Annotated in this window: 16 protein-coding genes; 7 read left to right on the top strand and 9 right to left on the bottom strand. The window is 59.2% G+C overall.

What is annotated here, in order from left to right; genetic code table 11:
- Window positions 1-39: 39 nt before the first annotated feature.
- From ACIF4X_RS15150 to ACIF4X_RS15140, 3 genes are all read right to left on the bottom strand, one after another.
- Complete coding sequence (locus ACIF4X_RS15150; RefSeq protein ID WP_016773090.1) at window positions 40-207, bottom strand: DUF2474 domain-containing protein; 168 nt, start codon at window positions 205-207, stop codon at window positions 40-42.
- A gap of 77 nt (window positions 208-284) precedes the next feature.
- A complete protein-coding gene (gene cydB / locus ACIF4X_RS15145; protein ID WP_093434736.1) occupies window positions 285-1292 on the bottom strand; it encodes a cytochrome d ubiquinol oxidase subunit II in 1008 nt (335 codons plus the stop codon).
- A gap of 3 nt (window positions 1293-1295) precedes the next feature.
- The gene (locus ACIF4X_RS15140; protein WP_397482755.1) at window positions 1296-2738 is read right to left on the bottom strand and encodes a cytochrome ubiquinol oxidase subunit I; all 1443 of its coding nucleotides are present in this window, start codon (window positions 2736-2738) and stop codon (window positions 1296-1298) included.
- Window positions 2739-3131: 393 nt separating this feature from the next.
- On the opposite strand from ACIF4X_RS15140, the gene ACIF4X_RS15135 reads away from it, so the two are divergent.
- The 3 genes from ACIF4X_RS15135 to ACIF4X_RS15125 all read left to right on the top strand — a co-directional run bounded on the left by ACIF4X_RS15135 (window position 3132) and on the right by ACIF4X_RS15125 (window position 5034).
- On the top strand, window positions 3132-4370 hold the full coding sequence (locus ACIF4X_RS15135) for an MFS transporter (protein WP_397482754.1): 1239 nt from the start codon (window positions 3132-3134) through the stop codon (window positions 4368-4370).
- A gap of 83 nt (window positions 4371-4453) precedes the next feature.
- Entirely contained in the window at window positions 4454-4732 is a 279-nt protein-coding gene (locus ACIF4X_RS15130) for a type II toxin-antitoxin system RelE/ParE family toxin (protein WP_397482753.1), read from the top strand.
- Between the two features lie 14 nt (window positions 4733-4746).
- On the top strand, window positions 4747-5034 hold the full coding sequence (locus ACIF4X_RS15125) for a HigA family addiction module antitoxin (protein ID WP_095048728.1): 288 nt from the start codon (window positions 4747-4749) through the stop codon (window positions 5032-5034).
- A gap of 12 nt (window positions 5035-5046) precedes the next feature.
- On the opposite strand, the gene ACIF4X_RS15120 is transcribed toward ACIF4X_RS15125, so the two are convergent.
- The gene (locus tag ACIF4X_RS15120; protein WP_397482752.1) at window positions 5047-5592 is read right to left on the bottom strand and encodes a DJ-1 family glyoxalase III; all 546 of its coding nucleotides are present in this window, start codon (window positions 5590-5592) and stop codon (window positions 5047-5049) included.
- 67 nt (window positions 5593-5659) lie between these two features.
- Entirely contained in the window at window positions 5660-6109 is a 450-nt protein-coding gene (locus ACIF4X_RS15115) for a DUF4879 domain-containing protein (protein ID WP_397482751.1), read from the bottom strand.
- 222 nt (window positions 6110-6331) lie between these two features.
- On the opposite strand from ACIF4X_RS15115, the gene ACIF4X_RS15110 reads away from it, so the two are divergent.
- Window positions 6332-7627, top strand: a complete 1296-nt coding sequence (locus ACIF4X_RS15110) for an NCS2 family permease (protein WP_397482750.1) — start codon at window positions 6332-6334, stop codon at window positions 7625-7627.
- Window positions 7624-8703: a tRNA (uridine(54)-C5)-methyltransferase TrmA gene (gene trmA / locus ACIF4X_RS15105; RefSeq protein WP_397482749.1), complete on the top strand. Its 1080-nt coding sequence runs from the start codon at window positions 7624-7626 to the stop codon at window positions 8701-8703. Before ACIF4X_RS15110 ends, trmA begins: the two co-directional genes overlap by 4 nt.
- A gap of 56 nt (window positions 8704-8759) precedes the next feature.
- On the opposite strand, the gene ACIF4X_RS15100 is transcribed toward trmA, so the two are convergent.
- Together ACIF4X_RS15100 and ACIF4X_RS15095 are read right to left on the bottom strand one after the other, a co-directional pair.
- Entirely contained in the window at window positions 8760-9206 is a 447-nt protein-coding gene (locus ACIF4X_RS15100) for a DUF2442 domain-containing protein (RefSeq protein ID WP_397482748.1), read from the bottom strand.
- Window positions 9203-9631 carry a DUF4160 domain-containing protein gene (locus ACIF4X_RS15095; RefSeq protein ID WP_397482747.1) on the bottom strand — a complete coding sequence of 143 codons (429 nt, stop codon included), beginning with the start codon at window positions 9629-9631 and terminating at the stop codon, window positions 9203-9205. Before ACIF4X_RS15095 ends, ACIF4X_RS15100 begins: the two co-directional genes overlap by 4 nt.
- Window positions 9632-9946: 315 nt before the next feature.
- On the opposite strand from ACIF4X_RS15095, the gene aroQ reads away from it, so the two are divergent.
- Together aroQ and ACIF4X_RS15085 are read left to right on the top strand one after the other, a co-directional pair.
- Window positions 9947-10387, top strand: a complete 441-nt coding sequence (gene aroQ, locus ACIF4X_RS15090) for a type II 3-dehydroquinate dehydratase (RefSeq protein ID WP_007909727.1) — start codon at window positions 9947-9949, stop codon at window positions 10385-10387.
- 5 nt (window positions 10388-10392) lie between these two features.
- Complete coding sequence (locus ACIF4X_RS15085; protein WP_397482746.1) at window positions 10393-11247, top strand: shikimate dehydrogenase; 855 nt, start codon at window positions 10393-10395, stop codon at window positions 11245-11247.
- A 50-nt stretch (window positions 11248-11297) separates the two neighbouring features.
- On the opposite strand, the gene ACIF4X_RS15080 is transcribed toward ACIF4X_RS15085, so the two are convergent.
- Both ACIF4X_RS15080 and quiC read right to left on the bottom strand, forming a co-directional pair.
- Window positions 11298-11975: a TetR family transcriptional regulator gene (locus ACIF4X_RS15080; RefSeq protein WP_397482745.1), complete on the bottom strand. Its 678-nt coding sequence runs from the start codon at window positions 11973-11975 to the stop codon at window positions 11298-11300.
- Window positions 11976-12076: 101 nt separating this feature from the next.
- Window positions 12077-13978 carry a 3-dehydroshikimate dehydratase QuiC gene (quiC, locus tag ACIF4X_RS15075; RefSeq protein WP_397482744.1) on the bottom strand — a complete coding sequence of 634 codons (1902 nt, stop codon included), beginning with the start codon at window positions 13976-13978 and terminating at the stop codon, window positions 12077-12079.
- Between the last annotated feature and the right edge of the window lie 182 nt (window positions 13979-14160).

Genomic DNA, 14160 nt, shown 5'->3' with positions numbered 1-14160 from the left:
GTTACAAAACCGTATCCGAAGGCGCCGGAACGGGATGATTCAGTGCGTGGTCAAGCCTGCGGCATTCATGAACATGCGCATCAGGCTGGCGGCGATAAACAGCACACCAACGCTACCGACCCAGATCAGGGCCAACCAGCCGAGCCGCTGCCACAGCGGTTTTTTTTCGGCTTCTTCAATGTCGTGCAGGGAATGCTTTCCAGTCATTTTCTTCAAACCTCTTCAAGATGGATGGCGCCGTCGCCGACGCCATCGCGAGCAGGCTCGCTCCCACAGGGTTTTGCTTAGTGATAGCCGTCTTCGTGGGTGACCTTGCCGCGGAACACGTAGTAGCTCCAGAAGGTGTAGCCCAGGATGAACGGGATAATGAACAGCGTGCCCACCAGCATGAAGCCCTGACTTTGCGGTGGCGCAGCGGCATCCCAGATCGAGATCGACGGCGGCACGATGTTCGGCCACAGGCTGATGCCCAAACCGCTATAGCCCAGGAAAATCAGCACCAGCGTCAGCAGGAACGGCATGTAGTTGGCATTGCGTGCCACGGCGCGGATCAGGCCGTACATCGTCACCAGCACCAGAATCGGCACCGGCATGAACCAGAACAGGTTGGGCATGCTGAACCAGCGCGAGGCGATTTCCGGGTGGGCCAGCGGTGTCCACAGGCTGACGACACCGATCACCGCCAACAGCACGAAGGCCAGTGGCCGCGCCAGATTATGCATCTGCTCTTGCAGCTTGCCTTCGGTTTTCATGATCAGCCAGGTGCAGCCGAGCAAGGCATACGCCACCACCAGTGCGGCGCCGCAGAACAGGGTGAACGGCGTCAGCCAGTCGAGTGATCCGCCGGCGAACTGCCGATTGACCACCGGCAAGCCGTCGATGAACGCCCCCAGCGCCACGCCCTGGAAGAACGTCGCCGCCACCGAGCCACCGATGAACGCCTTGTCCCACAGGTGGCGCTTGTCATCCTTGGCCTTGAAGCGGAACTCGAACGCTACGCCGCGAAAGATCAGACCGATCAGCATAAAGATCAGCGGCAAGTACAGCGCCGACAACACCACCGAATAGGCCAGCGGAAACGCGCCGAACAACGCCGCACCGCCCAGCACCAGCCAGGTTTCGTTGCCGTCCCAGACCGGGGCGACGGTATTCATCATCACATCACGGTCGACTTTGCCGGGGATGAACGGGAAGAGAATCCCGATCCCCAGATCAAAGCCGTCCATGACCACGTACATCATGATGCCGAAGATGATGATCACGGCCCAGATCAGCGGAAGATCAATACCCATGATTCAAATCTCCTTGGTCAGGCTGGGGGCGTCGTGATCGGCATCGGCCGAATCGTCGGCGGCGGACAACGGACGCGCCGGTGTTCGCTGTTTGCCTGGACCACCGTCCGGCGTCTCGGCGCCCTCGCTGATCTTCGGCCCTTTGCGCACCAGGCGCATCATGTAGCCGAGACCCGCGCCGAACAGGGCGAAATACACCACCACAAACATGATCAGGGTGATGCTCATCTGCATGAAGCTGTGGCTGGAGGAAGCATCGGCGGTGCGCATCAAGCCGTAAACCACCCACGGCTGACGACCGATTTCCGTGGTGAACCAGCCAGCCAGAATCGCAATCAGACCGGACGGCCCCATCCACAATGCCAGGTAAAGGAACGGACGCGAGGTGTAGAGCGTGTCGCGCTTGCGCAGCCACAGGCTCCACAGACCGGTGAAGATCATCAGGAAACCGAGGCCGACCATGACCCGGAACGACCAGAACACGATGGTCGAATTCGGCCGGTCTTCCGGCGGAAATTCCTTGAGTGCCGGCACCTGTTTGTCCAGCGAGTGAGTGAGGATCAGGCTGCCGAGGTACGGAATCTCCACGGCGAATTTGGTCTTCTCTTCTTTCATGTCCGGCCAGCCGAACAGAATCAGCGGCGTCGCTTCGTCACCCTTGTTTTCCCAGTGCCCCTCGATCGCGGCAATTTTCGCCGGCTGATGTTCGAGCGTATTCAGGCCATGGAAGTCGCCGATGACTGCCTGGATCGGCGCGACAATCAGTGCCATCCACATTGCCATCGACAACATGGTGCGGATCGCCGGATTGTCTTTGCCGCGCAGCAAGTGCCAGGCCGCCGAGGAACCAACGAAGAACGCCGTGGCGACGAACGCCGCCGTCGCCATGTGCATCAGGCGATAGGGGAATGAAGGGTTGAAGACGATCGCCAGCCAGTCGGTCGGAATCACCTGACCGTTAACGATTTCGAAGCCCTGCGGCGTCTGCATCCAGCTGTTGGAGGCGAGAATCCAGAAGGTCGAAATCAGCGTGCCGATGGCCACCATGACCGTGGAAAAGAAGTGCAGGCCGCGTCCGACCTTGTTCCAGCCGAACAGCATCACGCCGAGGAAACCGGCCTCAAGGAAGAACGCCGTGAGCACTTCATAGGTCAGCAACGGCCCGGTGACAGCACCGGCGAAGTCCGAGAAACGGCTCCAGTTGGTGCCGAACTGGTAGGCCATGACCAGCCCCGAAACCACGCCCATGCCGAAGTTGACGGCAAAGATCTTCGACCAGAAATGGTAGAGATCACGGTAGGTGTCGTTGTGGGTTTTCAGCCACAAGCCTTCAAGCACCGCAAGGTAACTCGCCAGACCGATGGTGATGGCCGGGAACAGGATGTGGAACGAGATGGTGAACGCGAACTGAATTCGGGCGAGATCTAGTGCCTCTAAACCGAACATATGGCTTCCTCTGTCAGGTAATACCGGCTGCGGACCCGGAGGCCTGCACCCACTGCCCCCACGGATATGGAGTGCGGCGAATTCTGATTCGTTCTTTTTAAACAACCATCGCAACGCAGGGAGTCTGGCCAACTGGCCACCGGATCAATTCCGTCTGGGGTCTTGATCTGGATCAAGCAACGTTGAAAGAGTAGTCCCATTTTTGCCGATGAACTGCGTGGTCGTTTGCCGCGTGACAAGTTGCCTCATCGGGGTGGCAATGCTCTGCAATGGATTTCTTGCGGTGAGCTTGAGTGAATCGATGTCTTCCTAACTAAATTTTTTGTCATAGCAACTTCCTGTTACAGACTGGTGATAATCTCGTGGTTCCCCTCGAGCCAGACCTGCCTTCAGATGCCCAGCCAAGCGCCCCTGCTGTTACGTCACCATCGTCCGTTTCTCGCTTTCTGGTTCGCGCGGATCTTTACCGCCAGCGGTTTCCAGATGCTCACCGTGGCGATTGGCTGGAACCTCTATCAATTGACCGGCAACGTCCTCGATCTGGGACTGGTCGGGTTGGTCGAATTCGCTCCACGCGTGCTGTTCATGCTGCACACCGGGCATGTCGCCGACCGCTATGACCGACGTAAAGTCGCCGCGATCTGTCAGTCGTTGCAGGCCTTGATCGCGCTCGCACTGGCGATCGGCAGCGCCACCGACCATGTGACCCGCGAGATGATCTTCATCCTCGCCTTCCTGCTCGGCGCGGCTCGCTCCTTCGAAATGCCGACCACTCAGGCGTTGCTGCCGAGCATCGTGCCCGGCACGCTGTTCCCTCGGGCAGTGGCAGCGGCACAATCGGCGCAGCAGTCAGCAACCATCGTCGCCCCGGCGCTGGGCGGTTTGCTCTATGCATTCGGCAGCGTCTGGGTCTATGGCCCGACGGTGTTGCTCTATGTGATCGCCTGCACCTTGATGCTCAACCTGCCCGCGCGGCAAACACCGCTGAACAAAGGCAAAGCGACGCTGGATTCGTTGCTGGCGGGGATACGGTTCATTCGCAGCCGCCCGGACATTCTCGGGGCGATTTCGCTGGATTTGTTCGCAGTGCTCCTCGGTGGCGCCACGGCGCTGTTGCCGGTGTTCGCCAAGGACATCCTGCTGACCGGGCCATGGGGCCTCGGCCTGCTGCGTTCGGCACCGGCGGTTGGCGCGCTGGCGATGTCGCTGTTTCTGGCGCGGTTTGCCGTGGAGCGCAATGTCGGTCGGGTGATGTTCACCGCAGTCGGCATTTTTGGCGTCGCGACCATCGCTTTCGGCCTGTCGACCTCGTTCTGGTTCTCACTGGCTGTGCTGGTGGTGCTCGGCGCGGCGGACATGATCAGCATGGTCATCCGTGCTTCCTTCGTACAACTGGAAACCCCGGACGAAATGCGCGGCCGGGTCAGCGCGGTGAACGGGCTGTTCATCGGCGCCTCGAACCAGTTGGGCGAATTCGAATCCGGCGTGACCGCCCACTGGTTCGGCACCGTGCCGGCGGTGGTCATGGGCGGCATCGGCACGCTGGTGGTGACGGGGACGTGGATCAAGTTGTTTCCGACGCTGGCTAATCGGGATCGGATGCATGTGCCGGTGGAAGAGGCGAAGGTCTGACAACCTCCAAAACACAAAATAACTGAAAGGTGCGGTACATAGTTACCGCACCGAGTGTAATGTATCGCCTTACACTCGAGCCCATGATCAAATCTTTTCAGCACAAAGGCCTTCGAGGCTTCTATGAAACAGGTTCGACTCGCGGGATTCGTGCCGACCACGCCAAACGGCTGTCGCGCATGCTGCAGTTCATGGATCGCGCTACGCTTCCCGCAGATCTGGACCTTCCGGGTTGGCGCCTGCATCGATTGAAAGGTGAACTGACGGAGTATTGGTCGCTGAGCGTTTCAGGCAACTGGCGAGTGATCTTTCGTTTTGTCGGTTCGGATATCGAACTGATCGATTATCTGGACTACCACTGACAGGAGGCAGGCTCATGCCCATGCACAACCCGCCACACCCCGGTGAAACACTGCTGATGGATGTCTTGCCCGAGCTTGGGATCAGCGTGACCGAGTTGGCCCGACACTTGGGCTTCGCGCGCCCACATCTTTCCCGTGTATTACACGGACATGCGCCGATCAGTCCGGATCTGGCTGTGCGTCTTGAGCGTGCCGGCATTGGCAAGGCGCGTGTGTGGCTAGGCGTACAAACCGACTACGATCTGTGGCAAGCGGAGCATCGGGAGCAACCGGTTATCGAACTGATCGCTGTCCACGCCTGACACCTCAAGCCACTACAACTCCCCCGCCACTTTCGCCCGCAAGGCCTTGCCGCCCAGTTGCTCGACCAGCGTCAGGGCAAATTCCAGCGCAGCGCTGGAGCCTTGCGCGGTGATGCAGTTGCCGTCGACCACCACTGTTTGATCAACAAACGTACAGCCCGAGAGTTGATGGCTGGCGCTGGGCAAACAGGTCATGCGGCGTTGACGCAGCACGCCAAAGGTTTGCAGGGCGACCGCCGGGGATTCGGCGATGGCGGCGAACAGGCGGCCGGCGCTGGATTGGTCCTTGAGCAATTGTTGCAGTGGTTGGTGTGCGGCCAGGTGTTGCGAACCGACGGCGCCGCCGGGCAAGACAATCAGGTCAAAGATTTGCGCCAGCACGTCGACAAGCATGCCATCAGCGGTCAGGCGTGTGCCACGGGCGCAGGTGAGCATGCGTCGTCCTTCAATACTGGCCGCCACCACTTCGATGCCGGCTCTGCGCAACACGTCGATCAGGGTCACGCTTTGCAGATCATCGATGCCCTCGGCGAGGGTAATCAGGGCTCTAAAGGTCATGGGCGTTATCCGCTGGGTGATCCTCCAAGCGTAGTCAGCTTTGTCCGGCACTGTTCGCAGACAGCCGTTACTTGATGTAAAGCTGAGCCGACATCGTGTTACGGGGCGCGTTGATCGAAGTGTTGCTGAAGGTGAAGGTGCCTTCCTGTTTGCCCGACAGATCGAAGGTATAGAGAGAGCCGACGGTTTTACTGCCGGGGGTGCATTCGGTCAGGTTGCCGTTATCAAAGGCACACACCGGGGCACGGCTGCCGTTCACTTCAAAGCCGTCCAGTGCGACCTGAGGCTGGCTCTTGCCGTAGCCGACTTCGAGCACGTAAACCTTGATATTCGGTCCGCTGTGATTGCATTGGGTCTGCGTTTGCCCATCGCCGATGTCTTCAAGACCGCAGGCCGGCGATTGAACCTTGATCACTTTCACTTGCGTCAACGGCGGTGCCGATGCCGCCCAGGCTGTCGACATCCCGACCATCAGCGCTGCAATCAATCCCAAAACCTTCATCCTGCACCTGCTCATGCGCGTCCCGCCCCGAAAAAAACAGCGCGCAGTATGGCGCAGTTGGCTTCAACGCAAAACTTCGCCGACGATCGACACCAACAACCGCCATATTCCTCACGCTGCTGGTATGATGCGCGGCTTTTTCCGGCCCACCACAATTTTTCAGGCGCTTGCGACGGTCTGTGCTTTGCTGTTGAGGTCGATACATTCACGGCGCCACGCGCGCCACGGGGAGCAGACATGCTGGAAAGGCTGTTTCAACTCAAGGCACACAACACCAACGTGCGCACCGAGATTCTGGCGGGCATCACGACTTTCTTGGCCATGGCCTACATTCTGTTCGTCAACCCGAGCATTCTCGGTGAGACCGGCATGGACAAGGGCGCAGTGTTTGTCGCCACCTGCCTGGCCGCCGCGATCGGTTCGACGATCATGGGCCTGATCGCCAACTACCCGATTGCCCTCGCTCCGGGCATGGGCCTGAACGCCTTCTTCACCTACACCGTGGTCTTGCACATGGGCCACACCTGGCAAGTGGCGCTGGGTGCCGTGTTCATCTCGGCCGTGTGCTTCTTCCTGTTGTCGATTTTCCGTATCCGTGAATGGATCATCAACAGCATTCCGCTGCCGCTGCGCTCGGCGATTGCTGCCGGTATCGGCCTGTTCCTGGCACTGATCGCCCTGCACAACGCCGGCATCGTGGTCAGCAACCCGGCGACCATGGTCGGCCTCGGTGATTTGAAAGCCCCGGCGCCGATCCTCGCCACCCTCGGCTTTGCCCTGATCGTTGCCCTCGAAGCGCTGAAGGTGCGCGGTGCGGTACTGATCGGCATTCTGGTGGTGACCATCGTCTCCATCGTGATGGGCTTCACCCCGTTCAACGGCGTGACCTCGATGCCACCCTCGCTGGCGCCGACCTTCATGCAACTGGACATCAAAGGCGCACTGGACATCGGTCTGGTCAGCGTGATCTTCGCCTTCCTGTTCGTCGACCTGTTCGACAACTCCGGCACCCTGATCGGCGTCGCCAAGCGCGCCGGTCTGATGGGCAAGGACGGCCACATGCCGAAAATGGGTCGCGCCCTGATCGCCGACAGTACGGCGGCCATGGCCGGTTCGTTGCTGGGTACGTCGACTACCACCAGTTACATCGAATCCGCTGCCGGCGTGAGTGCGGGCGGCCGTACTGGCCTGACCGCCGTGGTTGTCGCGATCCTGTTCCTGCTGGCGTTGTTCTTCTCGCCACTGGCGGCCAGCGTTCCGGCGTTCGCCACCGCGCCGGCACTGCTGTTCGTCGCCGTGTTGATGACTTCCGGTCTGGCGGAAATAGACTGGGACGACATCACCGTCGCCGCACCGGTCGTGGTGACCGCGCTGGCCATGCCGTTCACTTACTCGATCGCCAACGGCATCGCGTTCGGTTTCATCTCCTGGACCGTGATCAAGCTGCTGTCGGGGCGTGCCCGTGAGCTGAACCCGGCGCTGGTGATTCTGTCGATTCTGTTCGTGATCAAGTTGGGTTGGTTCAACGCATGACATTTGATTCCCAGGCTTACGCCGAGCAACTTGAAGCCAAGGTCACGCGCCTGCGCGACCTGCTGGCACCATTCGATGCCCCCGAGCCGACGGTGTTCGACTCGCCACTGCAGAACTTCCGTCTGCGTGCCGAGTTCCGCCTGTGGCGCGAGGGCGGTGATCGGCATTACGCGATGTTCGCTCAGGACGACAAACGCACGCCGATCCTGATCGAAGAATTCCCGATCGCCAGCCTGCGCATCAACCAGTTGATGCCGCAGTTGAAGGCGGCGTGGCAGACCAGTTCGGCACTGAGCCACAAGTTGTTTCAGGTCGAGTTCCTGACCACGCTGTCCGGCGATGCAATGATCACCCTGTGCTATCACCGTCCGCTGGACGAGCACTGGCACACAGCGGCGGCCAAACTGGCGGCGGATCTCGGCGTCAGCATCATCGGCCGCTCTAAGGGCAAACGCGAAGTGCTCGGCCTCGATTACGTGGTCGAGAAACTTGACGTCGGCGGTCGCACGTTCAGCTATCGCCAGCCGGAAGGCGCGTTCACCCAGCCTAATGGCACGGTGAACCAGAAGATGCTGAACTGGGCGTACGAAGCATTGGGTGATCGTACCGATGATTTGCTGGAGCTGTACTGCGGCAACGGCAACTTCACCCTGCCGCTCGCGACCCGCGTGCGCAAAGTGCTGGCCACCGAAATCAGCAAGACCTCGGTCAACGCTGCATTGAGCAACCTCAGCGAAAACGCTGTGGATAACGTCACGCTGGTGCGTTTGTCCGCCGAAGAACTGACCGAAGCGCTCAACGAAGTGCGCCCGTTCCGTCGCCTGCAAGGCATCGACCTGAAGAGCTACGAGTTCGGCAGCGTCTTCGTCGACCCGCCACGCGCCGGCATGGACCCGGACACCTGCGAACTGACCCGTCGTTTCGACAACATCCTGTACATCTCCTGCAACCCGGAAACTTTGGCGGCCAACATCGCCCAGTTGCACGACACGCACCGTATTACCCAGTGCGCGTTGTTCGACCAGTTCCCGTGGACGCATCACATGGAATCGGGTGTGTTGCTGACCCGGCGTTGATGGCGGGATAGCTGATACGAGAAAGCCGTCGTGATTGACGGCTTTTTTGTGGGTGCTTACAAAGCAGGATCGGCCTTGCGTGGGCGCCCGCCCTTTTTGCCATTCGCTCGAGCAGCTGCGGATTTTGCAGCACTGCTTTGACGACCGTTACGTGAAGCAACCACCGACGCAGCCATCCTCATGAGTGAAGGGCTCGCTGAAATCATCCCGGCAATGGAAACGTCAAGGTCTTTGCCCTCATGGCAAAGCGCAGTGCCTGCGAATCCGACTGTCAGCCCCTCGTAATCGCCTGCATCAAACCCGTCAAACTCTGGATACTGGTTCACCGGAAGCAACACACCACTGCCATCCTCAAAACGGATGACCAGAGATGATTCTTCAAAGGTTACGGAGACAGCCTGCAAGCTACTCGCTCGGCGTGCCTCCCCTTGCAGGATGGCGGCGTCGATCATCTCCTCCGTCAGGGGACGATGCGTGGATGGCTTAGCCTTGATGACTGTCATAAATCGATTTCCACTCCTTCCAATGCGCCTATCAATGCCAGAAGAGTTTTGCTCTCTTCTGGCAGATAACGCGCCGATCCCACTCTATATGTCGTGTCAGTGACGAGTTTCATCCCCAGCACTTCGTTTGAATGACTGTCCCACAATTGATTGTCGAGACAGACAGTTTGCAATCCTGACCACCAGATCCCGCGTGCTCGTCGCAGATGAGCAGGCTGCTCAAGAGATCGACACAAGCCTTCCAGCACGGTTAACGGTGGTCGGCGAGAAAGCGGCATGACATCCCAAAGCTCAATATCGTTGTGCCAGAAACTGAACTGTAATCGGGCGCTCCAGCTACCTGCATTCACGTGAACGTGCGGGGGGCAATGCTCATCTCGCAACATGATGACAATCGACAATCCTTTGTAGCTGCACACCTTCATGCTAACCCATCCGTTAGGTTAATAAGTTTCAGAATTCAAGATTCCTTTCCAATCCGACGACTGGTGATCGGCACATGACGCTTCACCGCTTTTCAGGCTAGCGTCGTAACAGGTCATGAGCCGGTCAATCTCCAGTGAAAAACGTAAGCAAAGCTGTCGGCACATCTCGATCAATGTTGCTTCTGTGCGATCACCGAACATAAAAAGCCACGTGCATTTTTGTTCAATTGACCATGGTAACCATCTAGTACATTTTATCTCCACAGGCTGAAAACCCTCGGCCAAAGCCAAAAACAATAAGTGGAGTCACCCCTCATGCCCCCTATCGTTCTGGTGCTCAACGGCCCGAACCTGAACCTGCTCGGCACCCGCGAGCCGGCGACTTATGGTCACGAAACCCTGGCGGACATCTCGGCGTTGTGCGGTCGCGCTGGCGAAGAGTTCGGCCTGGCCGTGGAGTTTCGCCAGACCAATCACGAAGGCGAACTGCTCGACTGGATTCACGCGGCCCGTGGCCGTTGCGCCGGGATCGTGATCAACCCGGCAGCGTGGACGCACACTTCGGTGGCGATTCGCGATGCGTTGGTGGCCAGTGAGTTGCCGGTGATCGAAGTGCACCTGTCCAACGTCCATGCCCGCGAACCGTTTCGTCATCACTCGTTTGTCTCGGCAATCGCCACGGCGGTGATGGCCGGTTTTGGCAGCCATGGCTATCGCTTGGCGCTGGAACATTTCAGTCAACGGCTGAAGGGGTGAATCGCATGTCTCGCTATAACGTGATTCTCGCCGGGCTGATCGGGGCAGGCGTTCAGGCATCCCGCACACCGGCGCTGCATGAGCACGAAGGTGATGCGCAGGGCATGCGTTACCTGTATCGCCTGATCGATCTCGATCAACTGAAAATGGACAGCAGTGCCCTGCCCGACCTGCTGCTGGCGGCCGAGCGGATGAACTACACCGGGCTGAACATTACCTTTCCGTGCAAGCAGGCGATCATCCCGCTGCTCGATGAGTTGTCGCCTGAAGCCAAGGGCATCGGCGCGGTGAACACCGTGGTGCTGAAGGACGGCAAGCGCGTCGGACACAACACTGACTGCCTCGGTTTCGCCGAAGGCTTTCGCCGTGGTCTGAAGGACGCGGCCCGTGAGCGTGTTGTGCAGATGGGCGCTGGAGGCGCTGGCGCGGCAGTGGCCCACGCGTTGTTGAGCGAAGGCGTGCAGCAACTGAGCATTTTTGACGTCGACAGTGAGCGCGCCGAGAGCCTCGCGAACAATCTCAATCAGCATTTTGGCGTTGGTCGTGCGGTGGCCGGTCGGGATCTGCCGAGCACGCTGAATAAAGCCGACGGTCTGGTGAACACTACGCCGATGGGCATGTTGAAACTGCCGGGCATGCCGGTGCCGATTGAGCTGTTGCGCAAGGAATTGTGGGTGGCGGAGATTGTGTATTTCCCGCTGGAAACCGAATTGTTGCGCAATGCCCGCGCGCTCGGTTGCCGGACCCTGGATGGCGGCAATATGGCGGTGTTTCAAGCGGTGAAAGCGTTTGAGTTGTTCAGCGGCGTGGCGCCGGATGCGCAGCGGATGCTCGCGCATTTTCAAAGCATGAATGGTTGAACGCTTTCCCCCTGTGGGAGCGAGCCTGCTCGCTCCCACACTGGAATGCCTCAGGCTTGCAGGTAGCGCAGCACCGATTCGCAAATCATCTCGCGATGCCGCTGCTTGATGCTTTCATCGGGCAGATCGATCTGGAAAATCTCGCCAAACGTGTGCCGGTTCGAAACGCGATAGAAGCAGAACGAACTGATCAGCAAATGTACATCCAGGGCATCAAGCCCGGCACGGAACACACCCTCTTCAGCGCCACGACGCAGAATCTCGCCGAGTGAATCGAGGATGGTGTTGTTCATCGCCTTGATCGCATCTGAACGCTTAACGTATTCAGCGTTGTGAATATTTTCGATGCTGACGATGCGCACGAAATCGACGTTGCGGTCGTGGTGATCGAAAGTGAACTCGACCAATCGCCGAATCGCCTCAACCGGCGCCAACTCGGCCAGGTGCAGACGGTTTTCGGTGTTGCGGATATCACCGTAAAGCTTTTCCAGCACCTCGACGTACAACTGCTCCTTACTGCCGAAGTAGTAATAGATCATGCGTTTGGAGGTGTGGATGCGCTCGGCGATCGCATCGACGCGAGCGCCGGACAAACCCTGCTGGACGAACTCGACGATCGCCTCCTGCAGGATGTTCTCGCGGGTCTTTTCCGGGTTGTTCTTGCGACTCTTGCGCGGCTCAACGGCGGACACTTCAGGAGCGGCGCTAAGTTCTGTATTCATTGTCATTGCGGGCTCACGGCCATCACTGCACAGGCGGCGATTATGGGCCGCGCAGCACAGTGAAGGAAGCCGCGCGGCCTGTGTTTAATCCCGCGTTTACGAATTTCCTACAACTTCGCCTGGCGCACGGCGCCACTGCGTGATTTGGCCATCGCCGCCAGACGCACCGCGACGTTCGCCGCGCCGTAACCGGCGTAGCCGTTCTTGCGCTGGATGATCTCGAAGAAGAAACGCCCTTCGAACGGTTCGGTGTAGACGTGGAACAGCTCACCGCCCTGGGCATCACGGTCGTACAGAACGTTGTAATAGGCCAGTTCACTGAGGAACTCGTCGTCGAAATCGAAGCGTGCGGCGAGGTCGTCGTAATAGTTGAGCGGAATATCCAACAGCGGCACACCTGCCTCTTTGGCACGACTCACTTCGGCGAAGATGTCGTCACAATCGAAGGCGATGTGATGCACACCGGAGCCGCGATAACTCGACAGCGCATGGGATATCGCGGTGTTGCGGTTCTCGGAGATGTTCAACGGCAAGCGGATCGAACTGTCGCGGCTGCGCAGCGCGCGGCTTTTCACCAGACCATAGGGGTCGGGTAGCACCACTTCATCGTCCGCTTCGAAATCCAGCAGGCTTTTATAGAACAGCACCCAACTGTCGAGGCTGTCGGCCGGCAGTGCCATGGCCATGTGGTCGATGCGTTTGAGACCGCCACGGGCCGTGGCGTCCGGCAACAGATTGAAATCGGTGCCGTAGACATCCGCCTCTTCATCAACCAGATAAATCAGACTGCCGTCGGGTGCGCGCACGGCCGCCAGCTCCAGTTCATTGGGGCCGACCAGTCCGCGATAAGGCTGGCCTTTGTAAGCGACGGCGCGGGCCAGAGCGCTGGCGCTGTCCTTGACCCGCACGGCGGTGGCGCACAGCGACGGGCCGTGGGCCTCGAAAAAGCTGTGCGCAAACGAATACGGTTCGGAATTGAGGATCAGGTTGATGTCGCCCTGACGCAGCAGGCTCACGCTCTTGGAGCGGTGCTGCCCGGCCTTGACGAACCCGAGGCGCTCCAGCCAGTTCGAAAGCTTGGCGCCGAGGCTTTCATCAACGGCGAACTCGAGAAACTCAATGCCGTTGTACTCGCTGGCCTTAGGCGTTTCAAAAAGGATTTCACGGTTGGCCACAGGCGTCGCTTCCTGCTCCAGACGCTGGCGAGTTTTCTCTTCGAGGTACAGCAGCGAACGCAAACCGTCGGCAGCATTGGCCCGTGGTGGCGCGGCGCGGAAGCCGTCGTTAAAGATTTCCAGCGACAGAGGCCCGGTGTAGCCACTCTGGATGATCGGCGCGAGGAACCCCGGCAGATCGAATTCGCCCTGCCCCGGGAAACAGCGGAAATGCCGGCTCCACTCCAACACGTCCATGGCCAGGATCGGCGCGTCGGCCATTTGCACGAAGAAGATCTTGTCGCCGGGAATGTCGGCGATGGCGCGGGGATCGCCCTTCAACGACAAGATGTGAAAGCTGTCGAGCAACACGCCGAGGTTTGGATGATCGGCCTGACGCACGATGTCCCAGACCTGTTGATAAGTATTCACGTGACGGCCCCACGCCAGCGCTTCGTAACCAATGCGCAAGCCGCGCGCACCGGCATGCTCGGCCAGCAGGCGCAGGTCATCGACCAGAATTTGTTGATCGCCGACGCTGTCGGCCGAGGCATTGCTGCAGACCAGCACCAGATCGGTGCCCAGTTCCTGCATCAGGTCGAACTTGCGTTCGGCCCGCTCCAGATTGCGCGCCAGGCGATCGCGGCGGCAGCCTTCAAAATCGCGGAACGGCTGAAACAGGGTGATGGCGATGCCGAGGTCGGCGCACATCTGTTTAATTTCCCGCGGACTGCCGTCGTAGTACAGGAGGTCGTTTTCGAAAATCTCCACCCCGTCGAACCCGGCGGCGGCGATGGCTTCGAGTTTTTCCGGCAGGGTGCCGCTCAAGGAAACGGTGGCAATGGAACGCTGCATTATTCAACTCCCGGACTGCGCCGCTTTATCTTTACGTAGGAGCCGCCGAAGCCGGCAATCGTTTGATCCTTATTGCTGAAAAGCAAAATCAAAAGATCGCAGCCTGCGGCAGCTCCTGCACAGGATGGTTTTTATAGTGAGGGAAATTATTGGCTGCATCCCCGCGCGCAGCAATTTAAAGT

Source organism: Pseudomonas sp. NPDC085632 (assembly GCF_044541255.1).
In the GTDB taxonomy this organism is placed as follows: domain Bacteria; phylum Pseudomonadota; class Gammaproteobacteria; order Pseudomonadales; family Pseudomonadaceae; genus Aquipseudomonas.
The sequence above is the reverse complement of the archived record's forward strand: the minus strand, read 5'-3'. Positions and strand labels throughout refer to the sequence as shown.